At 62.0% G+C, this 23,030-nt stretch carries 22 protein-coding genes; 10 read left to right on the top strand and 12 right to left on the bottom strand.

Annotated elements, in window-relative coordinates; genetic code table 11:
- Nucleotides 1–67 precede the first annotated feature (67 nt).
- Nucleotides 68–3,427: a carbamoyl-phosphate synthase large subunit gene (carB, locus tag VWZ81_RS01790; protein ID WP_416541898.1), complete on the top strand. Its 3,360-nt coding sequence runs from the start codon at nt 68–70 to the stop codon at nt 3,425–3,427.
- Nucleotides 3,428–3,655: 228 nt separating this feature from the next.
- On the opposite strand, the gene VWZ81_RS01785 is transcribed toward carB, so the two are convergent.
- From VWZ81_RS01785 to VWZ81_RS01770, 4 genes are all read right to left on the bottom strand, one after another.
- A complete protein-coding gene (locus VWZ81_RS01785; protein ID WP_340546206.1) occupies nt 3,656–4,369 on the bottom strand; it encodes a trypsin-like serine peptidase in 714 nt (237 codons plus the stop codon).
- 600 nt (nt 4,370–4,969) lie between these two features.
- Nucleotides 4,970–8,014, bottom strand: a complete 3,045-nt coding sequence (locus tag VWZ81_RS01780; RefSeq protein WP_416541897.1) for an efflux RND transporter permease subunit — start codon at nt 8,012–8,014, stop codon at nt 4,970–4,972.
- 11 nt (nt 8,015–8,025) lie between these two features.
- Nucleotides 8,026–9,069, bottom strand: a complete 1,044-nt coding sequence (locus VWZ81_RS01775) for an efflux RND transporter periplasmic adaptor subunit (RefSeq protein WP_340546208.1) — start codon at nt 9,067–9,069, stop codon at nt 8,026–8,028.
- 3 nt (nt 9,070–9,072) lie between these two features.
- Entirely contained in the window at nt 9,073–9,588 is a 516-nt protein-coding gene (locus tag VWZ81_RS01770) for a MarR family winged helix-turn-helix transcriptional regulator (RefSeq protein ID WP_416541896.1), read from the bottom strand.
- Between the two features lie 208 nt (nt 9,589–9,796).
- On the opposite strand from VWZ81_RS01770, the gene VWZ81_RS01765 reads away from it, so the two are divergent.
- Entirely contained in the window at nt 9,797–10,921 is a 1,125-nt protein-coding gene (locus tag VWZ81_RS01765; RefSeq protein WP_416539128.1) for a beta-ketoacyl-ACP synthase III, read from the top strand.
- Between the two features lie 86 nt (nt 10,922–11,007).
- Here VWZ81_RS01765 and arsH read toward each other — a convergent pair whose 3' ends face one another.
- On the bottom strand, nt 11,008–11,709 hold the full coding sequence (gene arsH / locus VWZ81_RS01760) for an arsenical resistance protein ArsH (RefSeq protein WP_416542441.1): 702 nt from the start codon (nt 11,707–11,709) through the stop codon (nt 11,008–11,010).
- A gap of 52 nt (nt 11,710–11,761) precedes the next feature.
- Entirely contained in the window at nt 11,762–12,223 is a 462-nt protein-coding gene (locus VWZ81_RS01755; protein WP_340546211.1) for a hypothetical protein, read from the bottom strand.
- A gap of 388 nt (nt 12,224–12,611) precedes the next feature.
- Here VWZ81_RS01755 and VWZ81_RS01750 point away from each other — a divergent pair, with 388 nt between their 5' ends.
- Complete coding sequence (locus VWZ81_RS01750; RefSeq protein WP_340546212.1) at nt 12,612–13,211, top strand: thymidine kinase; 600 nt, start codon at nt 12,612–12,614, stop codon at nt 13,209–13,211.
- A 96-nt stretch (nt 13,212–13,307) separates the two neighbouring features.
- Here VWZ81_RS01750 and VWZ81_RS01745 read toward each other — a convergent pair whose 3' ends face one another.
- The 5 genes from VWZ81_RS01745 to VWZ81_RS01725 form a co-directional block, all read right to left on the bottom strand.
- Nucleotides 13,308–14,234, bottom strand: a complete 927-nt coding sequence (locus VWZ81_RS01745) for a 2-hydroxyacid dehydrogenase (protein WP_416541323.1) — start codon at nt 14,232–14,234, stop codon at nt 13,308–13,310.
- A 26-nt stretch (nt 14,235–14,260) separates the two neighbouring features.
- Complete coding sequence (locus tag VWZ81_RS01740; RefSeq protein WP_340546213.1) at nt 14,261–14,599, bottom strand: tRNA-binding protein; 339 nt, start codon at nt 14,597–14,599, stop codon at nt 14,261–14,263.
- The gene (gene proC / locus VWZ81_RS01735) at nt 14,592–15,419 is read right to left on the bottom strand and encodes a pyrroline-5-carboxylate reductase (RefSeq protein WP_416541895.1); all 828 of its coding nucleotides are present in this window, start codon (nt 15,417–15,419) and stop codon (nt 14,592–14,594) included. Before proC ends, VWZ81_RS01740 begins: the two co-directional genes overlap by 8 nt.
- Before the next feature lie 57 nt (nt 15,420–15,476).
- A complete protein-coding gene (locus tag VWZ81_RS01730) occupies nt 15,477–15,977 on the bottom strand; it encodes a YbjN domain-containing protein (protein ID WP_340546215.1) in 501 nt (166 codons plus the stop codon).
- A gap of 374 nt (nt 15,978–16,351) precedes the next feature.
- A complete protein-coding gene (locus tag VWZ81_RS01725) occupies nt 16,352–16,600 on the bottom strand; it encodes an accessory factor UbiK family protein (RefSeq protein ID WP_340546216.1) in 249 nt (82 codons plus the stop codon).
- A gap of 96 nt (nt 16,601–16,696) precedes the next feature.
- Between VWZ81_RS01725 and lgt the strand changes: the two genes are divergently transcribed.
- The 5 genes from lgt (at nt 16,697) to VWZ81_RS01700 (ending at nt 20,826) form a co-directional block, all read left to right on the top strand.
- Nucleotides 16,697–17,599, top strand: a complete 903-nt coding sequence (gene lgt, locus VWZ81_RS01720; RefSeq protein ID WP_416541894.1) for a prolipoprotein diacylglyceryl transferase — start codon at nt 16,697–16,699, stop codon at nt 17,597–17,599.
- Nucleotides 17,596–18,663, top strand: coding sequence for a class I SAM-dependent methyltransferase (locus VWZ81_RS01715; RefSeq protein WP_416541893.1), 1,068 nt, complete (start codon nt 17,596–17,598; stop codon nt 18,661–18,663). The genes lgt and VWZ81_RS01715 overlap by 4 nt, the downstream gene beginning before the upstream one ends.
- A complete protein-coding gene (gene pgeF / locus VWZ81_RS01710) occupies nt 18,660–19,427 on the top strand; it encodes a peptidoglycan editing factor PgeF (RefSeq protein WP_416535010.1) in 768 nt (255 codons plus the stop codon). The genes VWZ81_RS01715 and pgeF overlap by 4 nt, the downstream gene beginning before the upstream one ends.
- A gap of 195 nt (nt 19,428–19,622) precedes the next feature.
- Nucleotides 19,623–19,775, top strand: coding sequence for a hypothetical protein (locus VWZ81_RS01705; RefSeq protein ID WP_340546220.1), 153 nt, complete (start codon nt 19,623–19,625; stop codon nt 19,773–19,775).
- Nucleotides 19,776–20,049: 274 nt separating this feature from the next.
- The gene (locus VWZ81_RS01700) at nt 20,050–20,826 is read left to right on the top strand and encodes a Hint domain-containing protein (protein ID WP_416535008.1); all 777 of its coding nucleotides are present in this window, start codon (nt 20,050–20,052) and stop codon (nt 20,824–20,826) included.
- A 111-nt stretch (nt 20,827–20,937) separates the two neighbouring features.
- Here the strand turns inward: VWZ81_RS01700 and VWZ81_RS01695 are convergent, their stop codons facing one another.
- Entirely contained in the window at nt 20,938–21,438 is a 501-nt protein-coding gene (locus VWZ81_RS01695) for an Lrp/AsnC family transcriptional regulator (RefSeq protein ID WP_340546222.1), read from the bottom strand.
- A gap of 241 nt (nt 21,439–21,679) precedes the next feature.
- On the opposite strand from VWZ81_RS01695, the gene trxB reads away from it, so the two are divergent.
- Both trxB and VWZ81_RS01685 read left to right on the top strand, forming a co-directional pair.
- A complete protein-coding gene (gene trxB, locus VWZ81_RS01690; protein ID WP_416535007.1) occupies nt 21,680–22,621 on the top strand; it encodes a thioredoxin-disulfide reductase in 942 nt (313 codons plus the stop codon).
- A 5-nt stretch (nt 22,622–22,626) separates the two neighbouring features.
- Nucleotides 22,627–22,959, top strand: a complete 333-nt coding sequence (locus VWZ81_RS01685) for a ribonuclease E inhibitor RraB (protein WP_416539132.1) — start codon at nt 22,627–22,629, stop codon at nt 22,957–22,959.
- Nucleotides 22,960–23,030: the final 71 nt, after the last annotated feature.

Raw genomic sequence — 23,030 nt, 5'->3', positions numbered from 1 at the left:
TATAACGCAGGACAATTTGGGCGCACGGGGGTGCCCATGACTCGCGCAAATCAGAGGGATTCAGGCCATGCCGAAAAGAACCGATATCCAATCGATCATGATCATTGGTGCGGGGCCGATCATCATCGGCCAAGCCTGTGAGTTTGACTACTCCGGCGCGCAGGCCTGCAAGGCGCTTCGTGAAGAGGGCTACCGGGTCATTCTGGTGAACTCCAACCCGGCAACGATCATGACCGATCCGGGTCTGGCGGATGCCACCTACATCGAGCCGATCACCCCGGAGGTGGTCGCCAAGATCATCGAAAAGGAACGTCCCGATGCGCTGCTGCCGACCATGGGGGGACAGACCGGTCTGAACACCGCACTGGCGCTGGAAGAGATGGGTGTGCTGGCGAAATTCAACGTCGAGATGATCGGCGCCAAGCGCGAAGCCATTGAAATGGCAGAAGACCGCAAGCTGTTCCGCGAAGCGATGGACCGGCTTGGACTGGAAAACCCCCGCGCCACAATCATCACCGCCCCGAAGAAAGCTAACGGCAGCGCGGACCTGGATGCAGGCGTGCAAATGGCGCTGGACGAGCTGGAAGACATCGGCCTGCCCGCGATCATCCGCCCGGCCTTTACCCTTGGTGGCACCGGCGGTGGCGTCGCCTATAACCGCGAAGATTACATCCATTTCTGCCGCTCCGGCATGGATGCCTCGCCGGTCAATCAGATCCTCGTGGACGAGAGCCTGCTGGGCTGGAAAGAATATGAAATGGAGGTGGTGCGCGACACCGCCGACAACGCGATTATCGTCTGCTCGATCGAGAATATCGACCCGATGGGCGTGCACACCGGTGATTCGATCACCGTGGCCCCGGCGCTGACGCTGACCGACAAAGAATACCAGATGATGCGCTCTGCCTCGATTGCGGTGCTGCGCGAAATCGGCGTGGAAACCGGCGGCTCCAACGTCCAATGGGCGGTGAACCCTGAGGATGGCCGCATGGTGGTGATCGAGATGAACCCGCGTGTGTCGCGGTCCTCGGCGCTGGCGTCCAAGGCAACCGGCTTCCCGATTGCCAAGATTGCGGCCAAGCTGGCGGTTGGCTTTACGCTGGATGAGCTAGACAATGATATCACCGGCGTGACACCGGCGTCGTTTGAGCCGACGATCGACTATGTCGTGACCAAGATCCCGCGCTTTGCCTTCGAGAAATTCGCAGGCTCCGAGCCCTATCTGACCACGGCGATGAAATCCGTGGGTGAGACCATGGCCATTGGCCGCACGATCCACGAGAGCCTGCAAAAGGCGCTGGCGTCCATGGAGACCGGTCTGACCGGCTTTGACGAGGTTGCCATTCCCGGCGCCGAGGATGGCACCGATGGCAAGGCTGCGGTGATCAAGGCCATCAGCAAGCAGACCCCCGACCGGATGCGGACCATTGCCCAGGCGATGCGGCACGGGTTGTCGGATGATGAAATCCAGGCCGTCACCAAGTTCGATCCCTGGTTCCTGGCCCGGATCCGCGAAATCGTGGAGGCCGAGGCCGAGATCCGCGCCGAGGGCCTGCCAAAGGATGAGCATGGGTTGCGCCGGGTCAAGATGCTGGGCTTTACCGATGCCCGCCTTGCGAAACTCACCGACAAGAGCGAGACCGACGTGCGCCGCGCCCGCCGTGATCTGGGCGTCAAGGCCGTCTTCAAGCGGATCGACACCTGCGCCGCCGAATTCGAGGCCCAGACGCCTTATATGTATTCCACCTATGAGGCCCCGGCCTTTGGCGATGTGGAATGCGAGGCCCGGCCGAGCGACCGCAAGAAGGTTGTCATTCTGGGCGGTGGCCCAAACCGGATCGGCCAGGGGATCGAGTTCGATTACTGCTGCTGCCATGCCTGTTTCGCGCTGACCGACGCGGGCTTCGAGACCATCATGATCAACTGCAACCCGGAAACGGTGTCGACCGACTATGACACCTCGGACCGGCTGTATTTTGAACCGCTGACCTTTGAGCATGTGATGGAAATCCTCACCAAGGAGCAGGAAAACGGCACACTGCACGGGGTGATCGTGCAGTTCGGCGGTCAGACCCCGCTGAAGCTGGCCAATGCGCTGGAAGAGGAAGGCATCCCGATCCTTGGCACCTCGCCCGACGCCATCGACCTGGCCGAGGACCGCGAGCGGTTCCAGGCGCTGGTCAACCAGCTGGGGCTCAAGCAGCCGCATAACGGCATTGCCTCGACCGACGCGCAGGCGATTGAAATCGCGGCTGAAATCGGCTTCCCGCTGGTGATCCGCCCGTCCTATGTTCTGGGTGGCCGCGCGATGGAGATCGTGCGCGATATGGACCAGCTCAAGCGCTACATCGCCGAGGCGGTCGTGGTCTCCGGCGACAGCCCGGTTCTGCTCGACAGCTATCTCTCGGGCGCGGTTGAGCTGGATGTGGATGCGATTTGTGATGGCACCGACGTGCATGTCGCAGGCATCATGCAGCATATCGAAGAGGCCGGGGTTCACTCTGGGGACAGCGCCTGCTCGCTGCCGCCTTACTCGCTGTCCAAAGAGGTGATCGCCGAGGTCAAGACCCAGACCAACGCATTGGCCAAGGCGCTGAATGTGGTTGGCCTGATGAACATCCAGTTCGCGGTCAAACCTGACGCCGACGGCAATGACGTGATCTACCTGATCGAGGTCAACCCGCGGGCCTCGCGCACCGTGCCCTTTGTGGCGAAATCCACCGACAGCGCCATCGCCTCCATCGCGGCGCGTGTCATGGCGGGTGAGCCGCTGTCGAACTTCCCCAAGCGCCCGCCCTATGAGCCGGACGCAGGCTATGACGTCAACGTGCCGATGGCGGATCCGATGACCCTGGCCGACCCGGACATGCCGTGGTTCTCGGTCAAGGAGGCGGTGCTTCCCTTTGCCCGCTTCCCCGGCGTCGACACCATCCTCGGCCCCGAGATGCGCTCCACCGGCGAAGTCATGGGCTGGGACCGCAGCTTTGCCCGCGCCTTCCTGAAGGCGCAGATGGGGGCTGGCATGGTGCTGCCATCCTCGGGCCGGGCCTTTATCTCGATCAAGGATGCCGACAAGGGCACTTTGATGCTGGACGCCGCAAAAATCCTCGTGGAACAGGGCTTTACCCTGGTTGCCACACGCGGCACCCAGAGCTGGCTGGATGAGCACGGCGTGCCCTGCGAACTGGTCAACAAGGTCTATGAGGGGCGCCCTCATGTGGTGGATATGCTGAAGGACGGCAACGTCCAGCTGCTGATGAACACCACCGAAGGCGCGCAGGCGGTTGAAGACAGCAAGGAGATGCGGTCCGTCGCGCTCTATGACAAGATCCCCTATTTCACCACCGCAGCCGGTGCCAATGCCGCCGCCCGCGCGATCAAGGCGCAGGCAGAAGGTGACGTTGAAGTGAAGAGCTTGCAGGGCTGATCTGCCGAGGCTGGCAGAGATCGAACCTATTGGAAGGCCCCGGACACCTGCGTCGGGGCCTTTTCTTTTGCCCTCGCCGCAACAGGCGGCCTGCTGGGAGGGCTGGGCAAAGGTTCGGACATAGGAAAACCCCGGAGCCGAGGCTCCGGGGTTTTTGGCTGATCAGGGATGGCCCGCCTCCTACAAACGCTTTTGTGGGAAACGGAGCGGAGGCCGGACAGCCCGTGCTCAGCCCGCGCGGCGCATCAGCGCACGCAGCGATCCATCAAATGGGGTGGCCAGCGAAACCCGTTTGCGACCCATCTGCGCCTTGGCAGAGATCACCGATACCAGCCGCGGGGTGCCGCCCGGACGCATCTGCAACACCGGCGAGCCGGAGGCGCCATATTCGACACGGCAGGAGGTCACCAGCGTCGCGCTGCGGGTGGACAGGATCTGGCAGTCTTTTTCGCGGGCCGGTCGGGTGGCCTGGTTCACGGTATAGGACAGTACATCCACGCTTTCCCCCGGTGTCGGCGCAGCGGCAAGCACGAAGGGGCGGATCTCGCTGCCGGAGATCGGGCGGTCCAGACGCAGCACCGCAATATCGCTGCCCGCTGCGCTGTTGCTGGACCAGCTGTGACGATAGCCGGGATGAACAACAGCCTTCACCACACGGCGTGACGCCTTGGCCCGGCGGCCATTGAGACCGGCCTCGAACTTGATATTGCGCGGGTTTACCGCCTGCCCGGTCTGCGGATTATAGAGACAATGTGCGGCGGTCAGCACCAGATTTGGCGCGATGAGGCTGCCGGTACACATATTGCGCCCGCCAATATTAAGCCGTCCGACAGCTTCCCAGCCCTCGACGGCGCGCACGCCTGCGGATTGCGCCTCGGCAGGGAGGCTAAAGGTTGTACTCGAAATAAAGGCGGCGGCGATAAGTCCGATAATGCGTTTCATGGTCCACTCCAGTTTTTCCCACATCGCCATCATCAGGGTCTGCTGGGGCTGGAATGCGGCTTGGAGTTGTAGGGAGCTGTCAGAAAGAGGTGCAGAATGTGACGTGATTAACGTCCGGTTAACGCGGCCGATATTTGCGGCCATCACTGCGCCACATCTCTATATTTTCCTTAACCTTCCTGAACACTTTTAGAATAATTCCACTTAAACACATGAATAATTGTAACTTTTCCAGCAAGGATTTTGGTGCGTTTTTTCCTGTGTCTGCTGATGTCGCATCGGAATTTGGAAAGGAATCATCGGGATTGAGGCGGAATTAGGTCGGCCATTTCCCCAATTGAGGCGTCACCGGACGACTCGCTCAATGCGCGAAACTCTTAAGGCAGATGTCTGCCCTCCGCCTCTGCCTTGCCCCTGCCCTGACGGGCTGCGGGGGCCGCGATAGCGGGGTTCTCCCGTGATGCCTGACGCCACTGCACGCATCATGCGGACGACACGCTATCAGCCGCACAGGGTCGCGCACAACCTGAGCGAGATCATTCGCATAGAAAAAGCCCCGGTTCTGCAACCGGGGCTTTTTCAGAGTTCAGCGGGGCGGGATCAGGCTGCGGCAGCCTGTTCGCGCTTTTCATCGCGGGCAAAGAAGATCAGGTAGAACACCGGCGCGGCCACCAGCGTGAGGATGGTGGCAAAGGCCAGCCCCCCCATGATGGTGATCGCCATCGACACGAAAAACGCGTCGGTCAGCAGCGGCACCATGCCAAGGATGGTTGTCACCGCCGCCAGCATCACCGGGCGCAGACGCGACACCGATGCCTCGACGATGGCCTCCCGCAGGGGTTTGCCCTCGGCCCGGACCAGATCGATTTCCTCAACCAGCACGATGCCGTTCTTGATCAGCATGCCAGAGAGGCTGAGCAGACCCAGAAGCGCCGTGAAGGTAAAGGGCATACCGGTGCCAAGCAGACCAATCACCACCCCGTTGACCGACATCGGCACCAGCAGCCAGATGATAATCGGCTGACGGATCGCGTTGAACAGCAGTACCGAGATAAGAACCATGATCAGGATCGTCACCGGAAGCTGCTTGCCGAGGCTGGCATTGGCATCGGCTGAGTTCTCATGCTCGCCACCCCACTCCATGGTATAGCCGGTCGGCAGCGACATCGCCTCGATGCTGTCCTTCACCTGGGCAAAGACGGTGGCTGCGGTCAGATCCGCCCGGATATCGGCACCAACGGTCAAGGTCGGCACCCGGTCCCGACGATGCACGAGGGTGTTCTCCACCACCACATCGACCCCGTCGACCATCTGCTCAAGCGGGATGAATTTGCCCGCCGCCTCTGAGAACACCAGCTGGTCCATCAGATTATAGGAGCTGTCGGCAGGTCGGCGCAGGACGATGGGGATCAGGCGGTCCCGCTCCCGGAACACGCCGGTGCGCAGACCGTCGGTCGAGAATTGCAGCGCATCAGCGATGGCATCGCGCGACACACCGGCTGTCTGTGCCCGATCGGTGGCATAGATCGGCTTCAGCGTGATCTCCTGCTCGCGCCAGTCCTGACGCACACTCAGGATGTCCTGCGACGCCTCTTGCAGCCGTTGCATGGCCTCGTCGCCCAGCTGGCGCAGCACGCGCGGATCAGGGCCGGCGAAACGGACCTCGATAGGCGCCCCCCCACCGGGGCCAAAGACCAGCCGCTTGGTGCGGAATTCGCCTTCGGGGAAGCGTCCCTGACCGAAGTCCTCCAGATCCGCCTGCAGAGCCGGGATGCCCTCAAGGCTCGTTGCGCGGATGATCAGATGGCCATAGCTGGGGTTCGGGTCTTCGGAATCATAGGTCAGCATGAAGCGCGTGGCCCCCTGCCCGACAAAGGTCGCGACCGTCTCTACATCGTCCCGTTCGGCCAGCCAGTCCTCAAACACACGCATATGCTCGGAGGTTGTTGCAATCGACGTACCCTGCGGCAGCTTGTAATGCACAAAGAACAGCGGCGTGTTGGAGTTGGGGAAGAACTGCTGTTTCACCTGACCAAAACCGATGAAGCACAGCACCGTGATCGCAAACAGACCCGGCACCACAAGCCAGCGCAGCCGCAGGGACAGGCGCAGGATATTGCCATAGGTGCGGAACAAGAGGCCGGAATAGGCATCCTGATCGTCGCCGGTACCCTGTTTGAAAAAGTAATGCCCCAGCAGCGGCGTCGCGGTCAGCGCCAGCAGCCAGCTGAGCAACAGCGAAATCCCGATCACCGCAAAGAGCGAGAACATGAATTCACCGGTTGAATCCGGGCTGAGACCAATCCCCGCAAAGGCCATGATCCCGATCACCGTCGCGCCCAGCAGCGGGATCTGGGTTTTCGATGCAGCCTCATGCGCGGCCTCGCGTGAGGTCCGGCCCCGGGCCATGGAGATCTGCATCCCCTCGGCCACGACGATGGCATTGTCCACCAGCATCCCCATCGCAATGATCAGCGCCCCGAGCGAGATCCGTTCCATTTCGATGGCGAAGATATTCATGAACATCAATGTGCCAACAACCGTCAGCAGCAGGGTGGCGCCGACAACAACAGCCGCGCGCCACCCCATGAAGACCGCCAGCACGATGACAACGATACTGACCGACATCGCGAGGTTCACAAGAAAGGCATTGGAGGCCTCGTCTACGACCACATGCTGCTGATAGATTGGCTTCAGCTCCACACCATAGGGGATGTGTGTGCTCAGCTCCGCCAGCCGTGCATCAACCCGCTGGCCGACCTCAACGATGTTTTCAGTCGCAAGGCCCGCAACCCCCATGGTAAAGGCCTCGACGCCGTCAAAACGAATGATCTGCGAGGGATCATCGAGGCGGCCGCGATGCACATCCGCCATATCAATGATATTGATGACCTCCCCCTGAGAGCCAATCGTCAGCCCGGCGATTTCCGTCACCGAGTCCGAGCCTTCCGGCGCGCTGATGCGTGTCTGGGCAGGCCCGTTGTCGACCTGACCGGCAGAGCGGACGGAATTGGCGGTGGCCAATGCGTTCGAAACCGCGCCAATCGGGATATTCTGGTTGACGGTAATCGCCATCTTCGGCTCGACAAAGATCGCCTCTTCCGGCAGGCCCGCGATTTCGACGTCGGCGACGCCATCAACGGCAAGAAGCTCTCGGCGCAGGAATGTCGCCAGCTGGTGGCGTTCGGCATCCGTGAAGCCTTCGGCGGTAACGGCGTAGAAGACCCCGAACACATCACCGAAACCATCGTTCACAAAAGGGTCGCTGACGCCGTCGGGCAGGTTCCGCGCCGCGTCTTCGACCTCTTTGCGCAGCTTGGTCCAGAGGCCCGGCAGTTCGGTGCCGTCAAAGGTGTCCTGCATTTCGACATCGATGCGCGACAGGCCCGGCTGGTTCATCGAGGTGATCTGCTTCACCTCCCCCATCTTCTGGATCGCTGATTCCAGTGGCTCTGACACTTCCAGCGCCACCTGCTCGGCGCTGGCGCCGGGGTATTGGGTAATGACCACAGCCTGTTTGATGGTGAAGGCCGGATCTTCGAGCCGCCCGAGGTTCAGGAACCCCCAGATACCGCCAAACAGGGCGGCCAGCATGATGATCCAGGTATAAAGCGGCCGATTGATCGACCCGCGTGCAATGTCCATCTGATCCGCCCTCAGTTGGTGAAGCCGGTGAAGCGACGCACGGCCGCCCCGTCAGCAAGCGCGCTGCCACCGGTCAGCACGATTTCTTCGCCACCGTTCAGGCCCGAGACGATCTCGATCTGGCCACCGTCGGTGGCCGAGGTTTCGACCCTGGTCCAGGTGACGGTGCCCTCATCCGCGCCCTTGGGTGTAAATAGCATCACCCCGGTGTCGCCGTTGGCGGCGGGCACGATGGCGGTTGGCGGGACCACAATCGCAGACATGCCGGTATCTACGGTCACCCGCACAGAGGTCGAGGCCCCGGGGAAAATCTGGCGGTCCTCGGGCGGGTCAAGACGGAAGGTCACGCGATAGGTCTGGCCAACGCTGCTGGCCTCGGCGTCGAACTCAAGGATTTCCAGCGGGTAGGTCTTGTCGCTGCCGGGGAAGCTTGCCGTGATGGTCAGCGCGTCATTGTCCTCGCCTTGCTGGAACAGAACCTCGGGCACATCGACCTCGATATGCAGCTCCGACATGTCGTGCAGGCGCACAATCGGGCTGCCGGCGCTGACGGTGCTGAACAGGGCGACCTCACGGCTGGACACCAGGGCATCAAATGGCGCGTTCAGCGTTGCATGTTCCAGCGCATAATCGGCATCCCTTAGCGCAATGCGGGCCAGTCCGGCCTGGGTTTCGGCATCGTCGATGGAGACCTGGCTGACCGTGCCGGTCAGCTTTTCCAGCCGCGTGACGGTTCGGTCCGCCTGCTCTTTTTGCAGCTGGGCCTGTCCCAGTTTCAGCTCGAACGGCTCCAGATCCAACTCCGCGACCAGAGCCCCCTTTGGCAGGAAAGCCCCCTCAGTGACAGGGAATTTCACAACCTGTCCGCCGACCTGAAACGCCAGATCCACCGTCTCTTTTGCCGCGACCTGACCGAAGAACTCGCGCTGGATCGGCACCGCGCCTGAGCGTGTTTCCATCAGTTTCACGGGTTTCAGGACGTTCTGTGCCAGTGTTGGTGTGGCCACCAGTAGCAACGCGGCGACCCCGGCGATGACTCTCGAACTCAGCTGCATGGGTTACTCCTTCCGACGCGGCTTCGCGTCCGCTTTAATGACTGTGTCATGAATCTTGGCCGACAAGGCCGCAAATTGTTTGATTTCCTCCGGGTCCAAACCGGAAATACGTTGGAACAGATCCGTCATCGCCTCGACCAGATACTGGCGTTTGGCGGCGCCGTCGGGGGTAAGCGACAACAACCAGGCGCGCCTGTCCTGCGGATCCCTGCTGCGGCGGATCAGACCCTGCCGTTCCAGCCGGTCGGCGGCCGTGGTCACCGACGAAGGCACCGTCTGCAACATCCGCGCCAGCTCTCCCATCCGGCAGGGCGTGCCCAGACGCACCAGCACATGGCATTCCATCCGGCTCAGGTCTGGCAGGTCAACGGTGTCTTCGATGCAGGAGTCGATGCGCCAATAGAGCGCAAAGACACCCAGCATGGCGCAGACCTCCGGGCAGGTCTCAGCCTGATTGCCGTCCGTCGCGGTTTCGCCGTCAGTTTGGGTGTCGCTGTCGTTGCCGGTTTGTCGAATCATACCACCATCGCCTTCATCGCGCATATACTTCAAATTTCGAACCATTCAAGGAGGGAAGCATTTTATTCATATCAACAATGCTCCGGGACGCCCTGATCAGGTTGACGTAGGGGCTGCGCCCGTAACGCCAAGGGCCTTGCCCTTGACCTCACTGGGGGAAGATGCCCAGATATGCAGCACTTTTGAAAACCACCCGAAGGTCCAGCTCATGTATACACCCGCCATCACCGGCACGGGCGTCTTTACGCCGTCACAGACGATCACAAACGCCGAGCTGGTCACAGCCTTCAATGCCTATGCCGATAAGGTCAATGCCGAGAACGCAGAGGCGATTGCAGCGGGTGAGATGGATCCTCTGGCGCATTCCTCCGAAGACTTCATCCTGAAGGCCTCCGGTATCGAACAGCGCTACGTGATGGACAAGAGCGGTATTCTTGATCCTGAGGTGATGCACCCGCTGCTGCGTCAGCGCAACGATGACGAGCCATCCATCATGGCCGAAATGGCACTGGATGCCGCCAAGAAAGCACTGAAACAGGCCGGCAAGACTGCGGCGGATGTCGACGCCGTCATCTGTGCGGCCTCGAATATGGAACGCGCCTATCCGGCGCTGGCAATCGAAATTCAGGATCTTCTTGGCATCGAAGGCTTTGCCTTTGACATGAATGTCGCCTGTTCCTCCGCCACCTTTGGGATTCAGGCGGCTGCCGATATGGTGCGCTCCGGCTCCATTCGGTCGGCGCTGGTGGTCAATCCCGAGATCTGCTCCGGCCATCTTGAGTGGCGCGACCGCGATTGCCATTTCATCTTTGGCGATGTGGCAACGGCCACCCTGATCGAGCGCAGCGAAGACGCCAGCGGCCCGCATTTCGAAATCCTGTCGACCCGCTGCGCCACCAGCTTTTCCAACAATATCCGCAACAACAATGGCTATCTGCGCCGGTCGCGCCCGGATGGGGTCGCAGATCGTCGGGACATGCAGTTCATGCAGAACGGGCGCAAGGTCTTCAAGGAAGTGCTGCCGATGGTCAGCCAGCATATTGCGGATCACATGGAGGCCGAGGGCGTCAGCAACACCGAGCTGAAGCGGCTCTGGCTGCATCAGGCCAATAAGACGATGAACGATTTCATTGGCAAAAAGGTCCTCGGCCGCACGCCAGAGGCCGGTGAACAGCCCAATATCCTGCAGGATTACGCCAATACATCCTCGGCAGGGTCGATCATCGCCTTCTCCAAATATTCGGATGATCTGGCCGAGGGCGATCTGGGGCTGATCTGCTCTTTCGGTGCCGGTTATTCGGTGGGATCGGTGATCCTGCGCCGCGCGGCCTGAGCCTGCCGGACCAGTTACCAAACGAATTCGGGCCTGCCGATCCTGGCAGGCCCTTTTTCAGTCTCGCCTTCAGCTCGGGTCCGGCGCTATTTCTGCGACACCCGCTGGTGCACGGCCTCGGCGTCCTCAACCCGCTCTGAGTAGCGGTCGACCAGGTAGTCCTTGCGACCGCGAGTCAGCCAGGTGAATTTCACCAGCTCTTCCATCACATCGACAACGCGGCGATAGAACGGGCCTTCGGGCAGCCGGTCCCCCTCGGCAAATTCCAGCCACGCCTTGGGAATCGAGGATTGGTTGGGGATGGTCAGCATCCGCATCCAGCGGCCCAGAATACGCATCTGGTTGACAGCGTTGAAAGATTGCGACCCGCCGGAGACCTGCATCACCGCCAGCGTCTTGCCCTGCGTGGTGCGAACACCGCCTTTCAGCGACAGCGGCAGCCAGTCGATCTGTGTCTTCATGATGCCCGTCATAGCGCCATGCCGTTCCGGGCTGGACCAGACCATTCCATCGCACCAGACCGCAAGATCGCGCAGTTCGCTCACCTTGGGGTGATCTTCGCTGCCGGTGTCATCGGGCAATGGCAGCCCGCTCGGATCGAAAATCCGCGCCTCGCAGCCCAGCGCGCGCAGGATCCGGGCTGCCTCCTCGGCAACCTTGCGTGAGTAGCTGACGGCCCGCAGGGAGCCATAGAGCAGCAGGATCCGGGGCGGATGCTGCGGGTCATCTGTCGCTGCCAGGCGGGCGATATCAATCTGCGGCAAGGCCTCGGCGATGAGCGCCGGCAGATCCTCCGCCACACGCCCGTCAGCCGAAACAGCAGGCCCCGTCGTCAGTGTCTCAGCCACTTTCTTCTTCCAGATGCAGTTTCATATCCAGAAGCACCTGCTGCAGCATCACCGTTTCGCGCAGCAACCGCTTGGCCTCATTGATGGTGATGATCCCATCGGCCATGGCCTCCTGATATTCGCTCATCAATGTGGCAAAGCGCTGGCTGAGCGCAATCACATCCGCATTGACGCCACCGCGGCGCGCCTCTGAGGCCGGGCTGGCCTGACAGTAGGACAAGGTGATGTTCTTCAGATCCGCCAGACCGGAAGTCACATGCGGGAAGGAGGCCGCAGCTTCCAGTTTGGCAACGGCGTCGACGGGCATGAACCGATCGACATGTTCGGCATTATCCGAGTAATACCGCCCCAACGTCGCCTTGGATTTTCCTGTGATCTGGCAGGCTGCCTCGATCCCCACATCCTTGACCAGAGCCTCGGTGTGCTTTTTTAGATAAGTACCTATGTCTGCCATATAAAATCTACCTGCATATGACCGCGACCCCATCGGGGAAGAAACGCGTTAATTTCCCATTCACGACACTTAAAGGAAATGCAAAGCTATTTCTATCCCTAAGGTTTTTAAGGGACTTACCGCGCTGTTCCGGGTCGCGAGACAGGGAAACGCGCTGGGGGCGAAGGCGTGTTTCGTGGGCCTTCGCTGGTGGGCAATTTCCGTCCAGTTGGCGCCCTGCCGCAGGTGTCATGTGGTTCGTTTCTCGGGTTGTTTCGCCGCGAACCGGCATCCGCGCGCAGGGCGTTTTATCCTCAGACCGAAAATGCCGTCGGCTCATCGGGCAATCGGTGAAGAATTGGTGAAGAAAACCGTTTCCTCCGACCGGCTCTGCGGCTAAATCAGCGCCATGGCCAAGCTTTACTTCCACTACTCCACCATGAATGCCGGCAAATCGACGGTGCTCTTGCAAGCCTCGCATAACTACCGCGAGAACGATATGGACACCTATCTGCTGACCGCAGCGCTGGACAACCGCGCCGGTCAGGGGCGGATCGCCTCCCGCATCGGGATCGGTGCCGAGGCTGACATCTTCCGGCCCGGTGAGAACCTGTTCGACAAAGTGACAGAGCGACTGGCAAGGGGCAGTGTTGCCAGCATCTTTGTCGATGAGGCGCAGTTTCTGTCGCCGGATCAGGTCTGGGATCTGGCGCGGGTGGTCGACGATCTGCGGGTGCCGGTTTTGTGCTACGGGCTGCGGGTCGATTTTCAGGGCAAACTGTTTCCCGGCTCCGCCACCCTGCTGGCGCTGGCCGATGAAATGCGCGAAGTCCGCACCATCTGCCACTGCGGTAAAAAGGCAACCATGGTGATCCGGCAGGATGAGAACGGCCAGACCATCACCGAAGGCGCGCAGGTGCAGATCGGCGGCAATGAAACCTATGTATCGCTCTGCCGTCGTCACTGGCGCGAGGCCACCGGCGATCAGCCCACCTCTGCTGCGGGCTGATCTGAAACGGCCTGCACCGAGCGGAGGCCGGGCGCATCTGACGCCGCGCGGGGCGTTAGACGCCCCGACGCGATACGCTGGCGGTTACACAGACAGTTACACGGGCGAAATCAACGGCCGACCAGCAAGGAAGGCGGCGACATTGTCCAGCGCCAGATGTCCCATGGCGCTGCGCACCTCCTCGGTGGCGGTGCCCAGATGCGGCAGCAGCGTGACCTGCTCCATCTGCCGCAGGGCCTCCGGCACCTCCGGCTCGAATTCATAGACATCCAGACCTGCCCCGCCGAGCGCGCCCGCCTGAAGGGCGGCGATCAGCGCCGCCTCATCCACCACCTCACCGCGCGAGATATTGATCAGCAGGGCATGAGGGCGCATCGCCGCCAGAACCTCCGCGCTGATCAAATGCCGCGTCTCCGCACCGCCGGGCACTGCAAGCACCAGCACATCCACCTGAGCCGCCAGAGCGGTCAGGCTTTCCGCGCGTGACACCGGGAAGCCGGGTGATTTGTCGCTGCGCGCCAGATAGCTGACCGACATGCCAAAGCCGAAGTGACAGCGCCGCGCGATGGCCTCACCGATGCGGCCAAAGCCGACGATGCCCACATGTTTGCCTGTCAGATGCATCCCCAGCATCTGGGTGGGATGCCAGCCCTGCCAATCGCCGGAGCGGACCAGACGTTCGCCCTCGCCGGCACGGCGGGCGGTCATCAGCATCAACGTCAGCGCAATATCAGCGGTCGCATCGGTAACGGCGCCGGGGGTGTTGCTGACCACGATCCCGGCCCGGCGCGCGGCCGCCACGTCGATATGATTGAAGCCAACGCCGAAATTGGCCAGCAACCTGCACCGTGGCTGCGGCACGGCGGCAAAACTGCCTGCGTCGAACTGGTCCCCCAGGGTCGGCAGGACGATGTCGAAATCACGCAGCGCACGCTGGCGCTCATCGGCGTTCAAAGGGCTGGTCTGCTGGCGGATCTCGACATCGAATTCCGCCCGCGCACGCGCCTCAACCGCGGCTGTCATTGGCCGGGTAATCCAGAGTTTGCCGCTCAATGCATCCGCCCTCCCAATGGGACCGGTCCATCCGGACCAATCAGAACAATCTCTCCGGTGGCATCCGGCAGCCCCAGCACCAGCACTTCGGACATGAACTTGCCAATCTGGCGGGGCGGGAAATTCACCACGGCCATCACCTGTTTGCCCAGCAGCGTTTCCGCCGTGTAATGGGCCGTCACCTGCGCCGAGGTTTTCTTGATGCCGATGTCATCGCCGAAATCCACCCACATCTTGATCGCGGGTTTGCGAGCCTCGGGGTAGTCCTCGGCGCGCACCACCTCGCCCACGCGCACATCGACCTTGAGAAATTCGTCAAAACTGATGTCAGCCACGGGACAGCTCCCTCGACCGGTTGGTGGCTGCCGCCACGGCGCGGCGCAGCAACGGCGGAAAGCCGTCGGTCTCATCCATCAGCACCTCCAGCGCGGCCTGGGTCGTGCCATTGGGGCTGGTGACATTGACCCGCAGCTGCGCTGGCGTTTCCTCGGAGGCTTCTGCCAGGGCACCGGCCCCTGCGACGGTGGCCTTGGCCAGCTGCATCGCCAGATCGGCAGGCAGCCCCTCAGCCTCGCCAGCGGCGGCAAGGGTTTCGATCAGATGGAAAACATAGGCCGGGCCGGAGCCGCTGACGCCGGTGACAGCATCCATCTGCGCCTCGCTCTGCAATCGGACGGTCTGGCCGATGGCCTGCAACAGCGTATCGGCGCGATTTATATCCGCCTCGGTCGCGCGCATGTTGCCGATGAGCGCGGTAATGCCACGCCCGACGGCGGCAGGTGTATTCGGCATGGCGCGCACGATCGGCGTCTGCGCCCCCAGAAGCGATTCATAGGTAGCGATCGAGGTTCCGGCAGCAACCGAGATAAACAGCGTCTCGCCATTGCCCAGCTGTTGCAGCTGCGGCAGCGCCTCTCCCATCATCTGGGGTTTGACAGCAATCAGCACGATCCCCGGCGCCCGGTCACCGGCCTCGGGCAAGGGCGCATTGAGATGCACACCAGTCTGGCGCAGCCAGTCGGAAGGATTGGGATCAATCACCCAGACGGTATCCGGGTCAACACCCCGGTCAAGCCAACCGGCCAGCATTGCCGACCCCATCTTGCCGCAGCCCAAGAGCGCGATGCCCCGCGCTGCGATCTGTGATACCTGCATCTTTCCCCTCCCCTGATCGGATCTCCGGCACCATGCAGCGCCGGTTCGGGGAAAGGTTTACGCGCGCCCGTAAGCCTCTGCAATGGCGACCTGAAGCGCGTCGCGCGGCGATTGTCCGCCCCAGACCATCAGCTGGATTGCCGGATAGTAGCGCTCGCAATTTGCGACAGCGGAGTTGATCAGCGTGTCGATCTGCTCAGGGCTTGCCACCTGTCCGCCGGTCAATACCAGCCCATAGCGATACAGCATCAGCTTGTGATCGGGCCAGAAGGTAAAGCCACCGGCCCAGCACTGATCATTCATCTCGTTGATCAGCTCGTAGAGCCGCGGCAGCTGTTCCTTCGGCGGCTCCATCTCAAAGCTGCATACCATCCGCAGGGTTTCTTCATAGCCGGACCACGCCAATGTCAGCGAATAGGTGCGCCACTGGCCTTCCACCGCCATGGCGATCTGATCGTCGCCTATGCGGTCAAAGTCCCAATCGTGGTCCGAGGCCAAGTGTTCGACGATGTCGATAGGGTGAATTTCGTCTTCCAGAAAATGTTCGGAAAGAGCCATGTTGCCACCTCTCTGATCTCTAGCAAAAGAGATGCGGGGCACCCCCAATTGCTAGCGGCCTGCTCAATAAGGAGAGGGATTTACCCGTCCTCCTACCAGATATGGTGGAGGCACCAAGGCCGTCTGGCAACCCTTTATTTGGGGATAACTGCAATAAGTTGTGGACGAAAGGCGATGACCCTCAAAATATCGTGACAGTGCTGTGAAGAGAGGCAGCTGCGGGATCCTGCTGCGCCGGGTGGGAGTCTGCGACGCGGGCTCGGTCGCAAAAATGGCGCGCCACCCGGACCGGGCCGCACGCCAGCAAATGTTGCAGATCGGATATTTCAGCGCCGGGCGGCGGGCTGTGCCTGCCGCTCAGCCCCGGAACCGGATCACGCGGATTTATCCGCTTCCAGCGCGTCGAGCCGGGCCTTCAGCGCTTCGTTTTCTTCACGCGCCTTCTGGGCCATGGCGCGCACGGCGTCGAACTCCTCGCGGGTCACGAAATCGCGATCGGCCAGCCAACGGTCGATCAGCCCCTTCATGGCGGTCTCCGCCTCTTCCCGCGCGCCATGGGCCACACCCATCGCGTTGGTCATCAGCTGGGAAATATCATCCATGATCTTGTTGCGCGTCTGCATTGTCTTCTCCATGTCTGCCTTGACCCCTATATGGTCATCAACACCGGCGGCGGCAAGCCGTTGACACCGCAGCCCCCGCAAAGGCATTGACGGCACATGCACGCATTCATCCTCCAATTCCCCGATCTGACCCCGGAAATCTTCACAATTGAGCTGTTCGGCAGCCAATTCGCGCTGCGCTGGTACGCGCTGGCCTATATCGTCGGGATTGTCATCGCCTGGCGGCTGGCGGTCGCGGCGCTGCGGCGCCCCGCGCTCTGGCCCCACGCACAGCCCCCGATGAAACCGCAACAGGTCGAAGATCTGCTCACCTGGATCATCCTCGGCGTCATTCTGGGCGGACGGCTTGGCTATGTGCTGTTCTATCAGCCCGGCTACTACCTTCAGAACCCGGCCGAGATCCTGCGCATCTGGCAGGGGGGCATGGCCTTTCACGGCGGTCTCCTGGGGGTGATCATTGCCACCTGGATTTATGCGCTGCGCCACCGGATCCCGCGCCTTCAGATCGCTGATCTGGTGGCACATACGGTGCCACCGGGCCTCTTGCTGGGCCGACTTGCCAACTTCAACAACGCCGAGCTCTGGGGGCGGGCAACCGATCTGCCCTGGGGGGTCGCCTTTCCCGGGCGCGCGGCGCAGTCCTGCGGGCAGGCACTGGGGGAGATCTGTGCGCGCCACCCGTCCCAGCTCTATGAGGCGCTGCTGGAAGGGCTGATCCTTGGTGCGGTGCTCTTGTGGCTGGTCTACCGGCGCGCGGCGCTGACCCACCCAGGCCGGGTGACCGGCGTGTTTCTGGCAGGCTATGGCGCGGCGCGCTTCGCGGTTGAATTCATGCGCCAGCCCGACGCCCAATTCGTAACCGCAGAGAACCCCCTGGGGCTGGCCTGGCATATCGGCGGCTACGGTCTGACCATGGGACAGCTGCTGTCGCTGCCGATGATCGCCATCGGCCTCATTCTGGTGCTGCGCAGCCGACGCATGGCGGTGGTTCCGGCATGAGCCTGAGCGACCATATCACTGCCCGCATCCGTGCCGAGGGGCCGATTTCGGTCGCGGATTACATGGCCGAGGCGCTGCTGCATCCAAGCTATGGCTATTACACCACCCGCGACCCACTGGGGGCCAAGGGGGATTTCACCACAGCCCCGGAAATCAGCCAGATGTTCGGAGAGCTGATCGGGCTGGCGCTGGCACAATGCTGGCTGGATCAGGGCCAACCTCAGCGGTTCACATTGGCCGAACTGGGTCCCGGTCGCGGCACCCTGATGGCTGATCTGCTGCGCGCCACAAAAGGCGTGCCCGGGTTTCACGCCGCCATGCAGATTGCCCTGCTGGAGGCCTCCCCCACCCTGCGCGCCCGTCAGGCGAGGCAACTGGCAGGCCATGACCCGGTCTGGTACCCGAATATCGCCGAGCTGCCCGAGCAACCGCTGTTTCTAATCGCAAATGAGTTCTTTGATGCGCTGCCGGTGCGGCAATTTCTGCGCGATGGCGATGGCTGGCGCGAAAAATCAGTGGGTCTTCAGGATGGCACGCTCAGCTTTGGCCTTGGCGCGGTGGCGCCACAGCCCGCGCTGGCGCATCGCCTTGAGGACACCCGCGACGGTGATCTGGTCGAGCAGTGTGAAGCCGCGCAACCGATGGTTCAGACCATCGCCACCCGGATCGCGCGCTACGGCGGAACCGCGCTTATTGTCGATTACGGCGATTGGCGTTCGCTGGGGGATACGTTGCAGGCCCTGCGCGCCCATGCGCCAAGCGATCCGCTGAAGGATCCGGGCAGCGCCGATCTGACCACCCATGTCGATTTCGAAGCGCTTGCACTGGCTGCGAAATCTGCGGGCTGTGCCTATAGTCGGCTGACCCCGCAAGGCGTGTTTCTGGAGCGTCTGGGCATCACCGATCGGGCACAGGCGCTGGCGGCGCGGCTAAACGGCGACGCGCTGCAATCTCTGATTGCGGCGCATCGACGGTTGACGCATCCTGAGGAAATGGGAAACCTGTTCAAGATACTGGGGATTTTCCCCGAAGAGACCGCACCCCCACCGGGATTGAACGCATGACGCTGGAAATTCTCATCTCCGAGCTGCTCAATGGCACCAAACACGGCTTCTTTACCCGTCGCGGCGGGGCCTCTTCGGGTATTTTTGCCGGATTGAATTGCGGGCTTGGCTCGTCGGATCAGCGCGAAGCGGTGCAGATCAACCGGATGCGCGTCGCCGCAGCGATGGAGGCATCGCCCGAGGCGCTTGGCCGGGTGAATCAGGTGCATTCCGCCAATGTCCTGACCATCTCCGATCCCCGGCAGGACAATATTCAGGGCGATATTCAGGCTGATGCCATGGTCACCAATGTGCCCGGCGTGGTGCTGTCGATCCTGACCGCCGACTGCCAGCCGGTTCTGTTTCACGACCCGGAGGCCAATGTGGTCGGCGCAGCTCATGCCGGGTGGCGCGGCACGCTTGATGGCGTGCTGGAGGCCACATTGGACGCGATGGAACAGCTGGGCGCGCGGCGGCAGGCCACCCGCGCGGTTATCGGCCCGTCGATCTCGCAGCGCGCCTATGAGGTCGGCCCTGAGTTCTTTGACGACTTCATGATGCAGGATCCGGAAAACGCACGGTTCTTTGCCAATGGCGAGGGCGATCGCTACCTCTTTGATCTGCCCTCCCTGGGTCTGCACAAACTGCGCAGCGCCGGCGTGGCCGAGGCCGCATGGACCGGACATTGCACTTACTCCGACCCGGAACGGTTCTATTCCTTCCGCCGCGCGACCCATCACAAAGAGGTCGACTACGGGCGCCTGATCTCCTGCATTCGCCTGTAGGCGCCGCGACCTGCAATTCGCGGCCCAATGTGACCACCGAAGCGCGCCCGCGCGGGGGCTGAGTGCGCGCGGATCACTGCGGCGTTCCTGTGATTTCCACAGATCGGCCACATTCCCGGCGCATTGGCAGGCGACAAAAGACGGGACTAAAGCGCGGGCCGCAGAATGCTGCCCCGCTCCTACAGGAGACGCCTCATGAAACCAAAATCGCGCTTCATCAAATCCATTGTAGCTGCCGCCAAGACCGAAGAGGTGCGCCTACCCTGGACGCGTGGCGCCACCCGGCAGATCGCGATTGAGCGGCGTCGCGAGACTCTCCGGCGCCCGGCCCAGGCCAAGAGCGCCTGAGATCATTGAAGAGGCGTCCCTGCAATCTCGACGGCCCCCTCTCACGACGGGGCCGGGAATACCCGCCTGACACCGTCCACCGGTGATCACCTCCGGCGGCGGCCTCTGCCCAAGACAGGACCGCCGCATTTACCTGCCCGATTGGGCGCATTGCCCCGGACCGCGCGTATTGCGACCGGGGCGCCCGACAGGGACCAAGCGATTCCGGCGCGCCTTCTGCTCATCGCGCTGCCGGGGTTGATGCAAGTACAGTCATGAGAGAGGCACGTTCGCCATGACCATACCCCAGTCGCTGCGACGCGCAGCTGCCAATGCGGTCGAAGCCAATGCTCTGCTACAGGACCCTGCTGCCCAGCGCGGCGGGACCCGGCCACAGCTGCGCCGTTACGATGTCTGTAGCCTGCTGCCAAACGGCCAGATCGCCGAGACACGCCATGTCGCACCGTCGCTGCCATTGTTCGAAGACGCCTTTACCGCCTTTTGCCGCGGATCCCTGATCGAGACCACGCAGGGGCCCATTGCAATCGAGGATCTGCTGCCGGGCGATGAGCTGATCACCTTTGATGGCGATCCCCTCCCCCTGTTGTGGAAAGGCAGCACCAGCCTTGTCCCATCGCGCAGCGGGCAGCACGGTCGCAGCCACCGGCTGACCAGCTTTACCGCCGATAGCCTTGGCGAGGCAAAGCCGATGTCGACGGTTGTCGCAGGCCCCGCCGCGCGGCTGTTGCAACGGGCACCTCTGCCGGGGATCAAGCTGGACAATGCCGCCTCGCTGGTTCCGGTGCAGCAATATCATGACGGGATGAGTATTTTCGAAACCGCGCCCCCGACCGCCGTGGACCTCTTTCATCTGTGCCTGCCGCGCCATGCGGCGATCAGTGTCGGCGGTCTGCCGTTCGAAACCTATCACCCCGGCCCGGAGGCCCTGAAACTGGTGAGCCACGCCATCCGCACGCTCTATCTGAACCTGTTTTCGCATGTCGAATCGATCGCAGGCTTCGGCCCGCTGGCCTATCCCCGGATCCTGCTGCAAGATCCCGATATGAATTAAGCCGGGTCCGCCGACCGCTGCGGCGGTCGCCCCAAACGAAAAAAGCGCCCGCATTGCGAGGCGCTTTTTCTGATCAGACTGGCCTGACCGATTTCTGCGAGGCTCTGCCCCTCAGGCTTCGCGCGCGAGCCGTTGCTCCAGCACATCAAAGGGAACGCCGGGTTCGTCCTTGGCCCCCCGGATCACCAGCGACGTCTTGACGCTGGCCACATTCGGCGTCGTCAGCAGATCGCCGGTCAGAAAGCTCTGGAAGGTGCTGAGATCGGGCGCGACGCATTTCAGGATGAAATCCACCTCGCCGTTCAGCATGTGGCACTCGCGCACCAGCGGCCAGTCGCGGCATTTCGCTTCAAAGGCGCTCAGCTCGGCCTCGGCCTGGCTCTCCAGCCCCACCATGGCAAAGACCTGCACTTCGAACCCCAGTTCGCGTGCGTTGACCTCCGCATGGTATCCGCGGATCAGCCCGGCCTCCTCAAGCGAGCGCACCCGGCGCAGGCACGGCGGTGCGGAAATACCCACACGCTTGGCCAGTTCAACATTGGTCATACGACCGTCGGCCTGTAACTCCGACAAAATCTTGCGATCAATCGGATCAAGGCGTGTTGTGACCATCTGGAAGCTCCTGTTGAATTTTCCGTTTGTTATACCAGCATCCGTAACGCACGCAATATTATTTCAGACGCGCGCAACAATATTTGCCGTTGACAAGATGAGACCTCAGCATCTTAGCCCAGGCATCAAAACCGGGGGCATCCGACATCGCTGAAGCCGGGGCTTTAAGACATCGCCGGGTGCAGTTATATGCATTGCCTGACGGCGGCAAGACCGCCCTTTCATCGACTGGGGAAATGAGATGAGCGACACGCGCCACACCAAGGTTCTGATCATCGGGTCCGGCCCGGCAGGCTACACCGCCGGCGTCTACGCCAGCCGCGCCATGCTGGAGCCGATTCTGGTTCAGGGCATTGAGCCGGGCGGCCAGCTGACCACGACTACCGAGGTAGAGAACTGGCCTGGCGACACCGAGGTTCAGGGCCCGGATCTGATGGTGCGGATGCAGGAGCACGCCAAGACGATGGGCTGCGAGATCATCGGGGACATCATCACCGATCTCGACACCACCTCGCGCCCATTCGTGGCCAAGGGTGACAGCGGCACCGTCTACACCGCCGATGCGGTCATTCTGGCAACCGGCGCGCGCGCCAAATGGCTCGGCCTGCCGTCCGAGGAGAAGTTCAAGGGCTTTGGCGTCTCCGCCTGCGCGACCTGCGATGGTTTCTTCTATCGCGGCCAGGAGATTGTGGTGATCGGCGGCGGCAATACCGCTGTGGAAGAGGCGCTGTTCCTGACCAATTTTGCCTCCAAGGTGACGCTGATCCACCGCCGCGACGAGCTGCGCGCAGAGAAAATCCTGCAAGACCGCCTGATGAAGAACGAGAAGATTGAGCCGCTGTGGTTCCACCAGCTGGAAGAGGTGATCGGCACCGAGAACCCGCTGGGCGTCGAGGGCGTGCGGGTGAAGAACGTGAAGACCGGCGAAATCACCGAAATCTCCTGCAAGGGCGTCTTTGTCGCCATCGGCCATGCGCCTGCCAATGAATTGGTCAAGGACGTGCTGGAAACCCACAATGGCGGCTATGTGAAGGTAACGCCCGGCACCACCGAAACCTCCATCCCCGGCATTTTTGCCGCTGGTGACCTGACCGATCACAAATATCGTCAGGCGGTGACCTCCGCCGGCATGGGCTGCATGGCGGCGCTGGATGCCGAACGCTTCCTCGCAGAGCAGGAGTGAGCGCGGTGGCGCATGATTTCGACACCCAGAAGGCCGAGACATTCTCGGCCTTCTCCGATTTGCAGGCCGAGGGTGACCTGCCGTTTGAGGCGGATCTTGATCTGTTCTTTGTCGCTGAAGAGGCCAAGGACTGGATGCCCCTTGCCGAGGCACTGGCCGATCTGGGCTTTTATACCCAATGGGCAGAGGCCGAGGGCGATGATCCCGCCACATTGATCGCGACGATGCCCGAACAGATCCTGTCCGCATCAGCGATCTGGATGGTCGAAGAGGTCGCAACCCGGACTGCACTTGACCATGGGTTTCGGCCAGACGGCTGGGGATTTGCCGAGGATTGAGCCCAAGGCAGCCCCGGCTGCCAGACCCCTGTCCCGGCCCGTCGGGGACAACAGACCGCCCGTTCCGCTTG

The organism is Phaeobacter sp. JH20_34 (assembly GCF_048056095.1).
GTDB lineage: Bacteria > Pseudomonadota > Alphaproteobacteria > Rhodobacterales > Rhodobacteraceae > Phaeobacter > Phaeobacter bryozoorum.
Note: the sequence above shows the minus strand (reverse complement) of the source record. Positions and strands in the feature narration are given on the sequence as shown.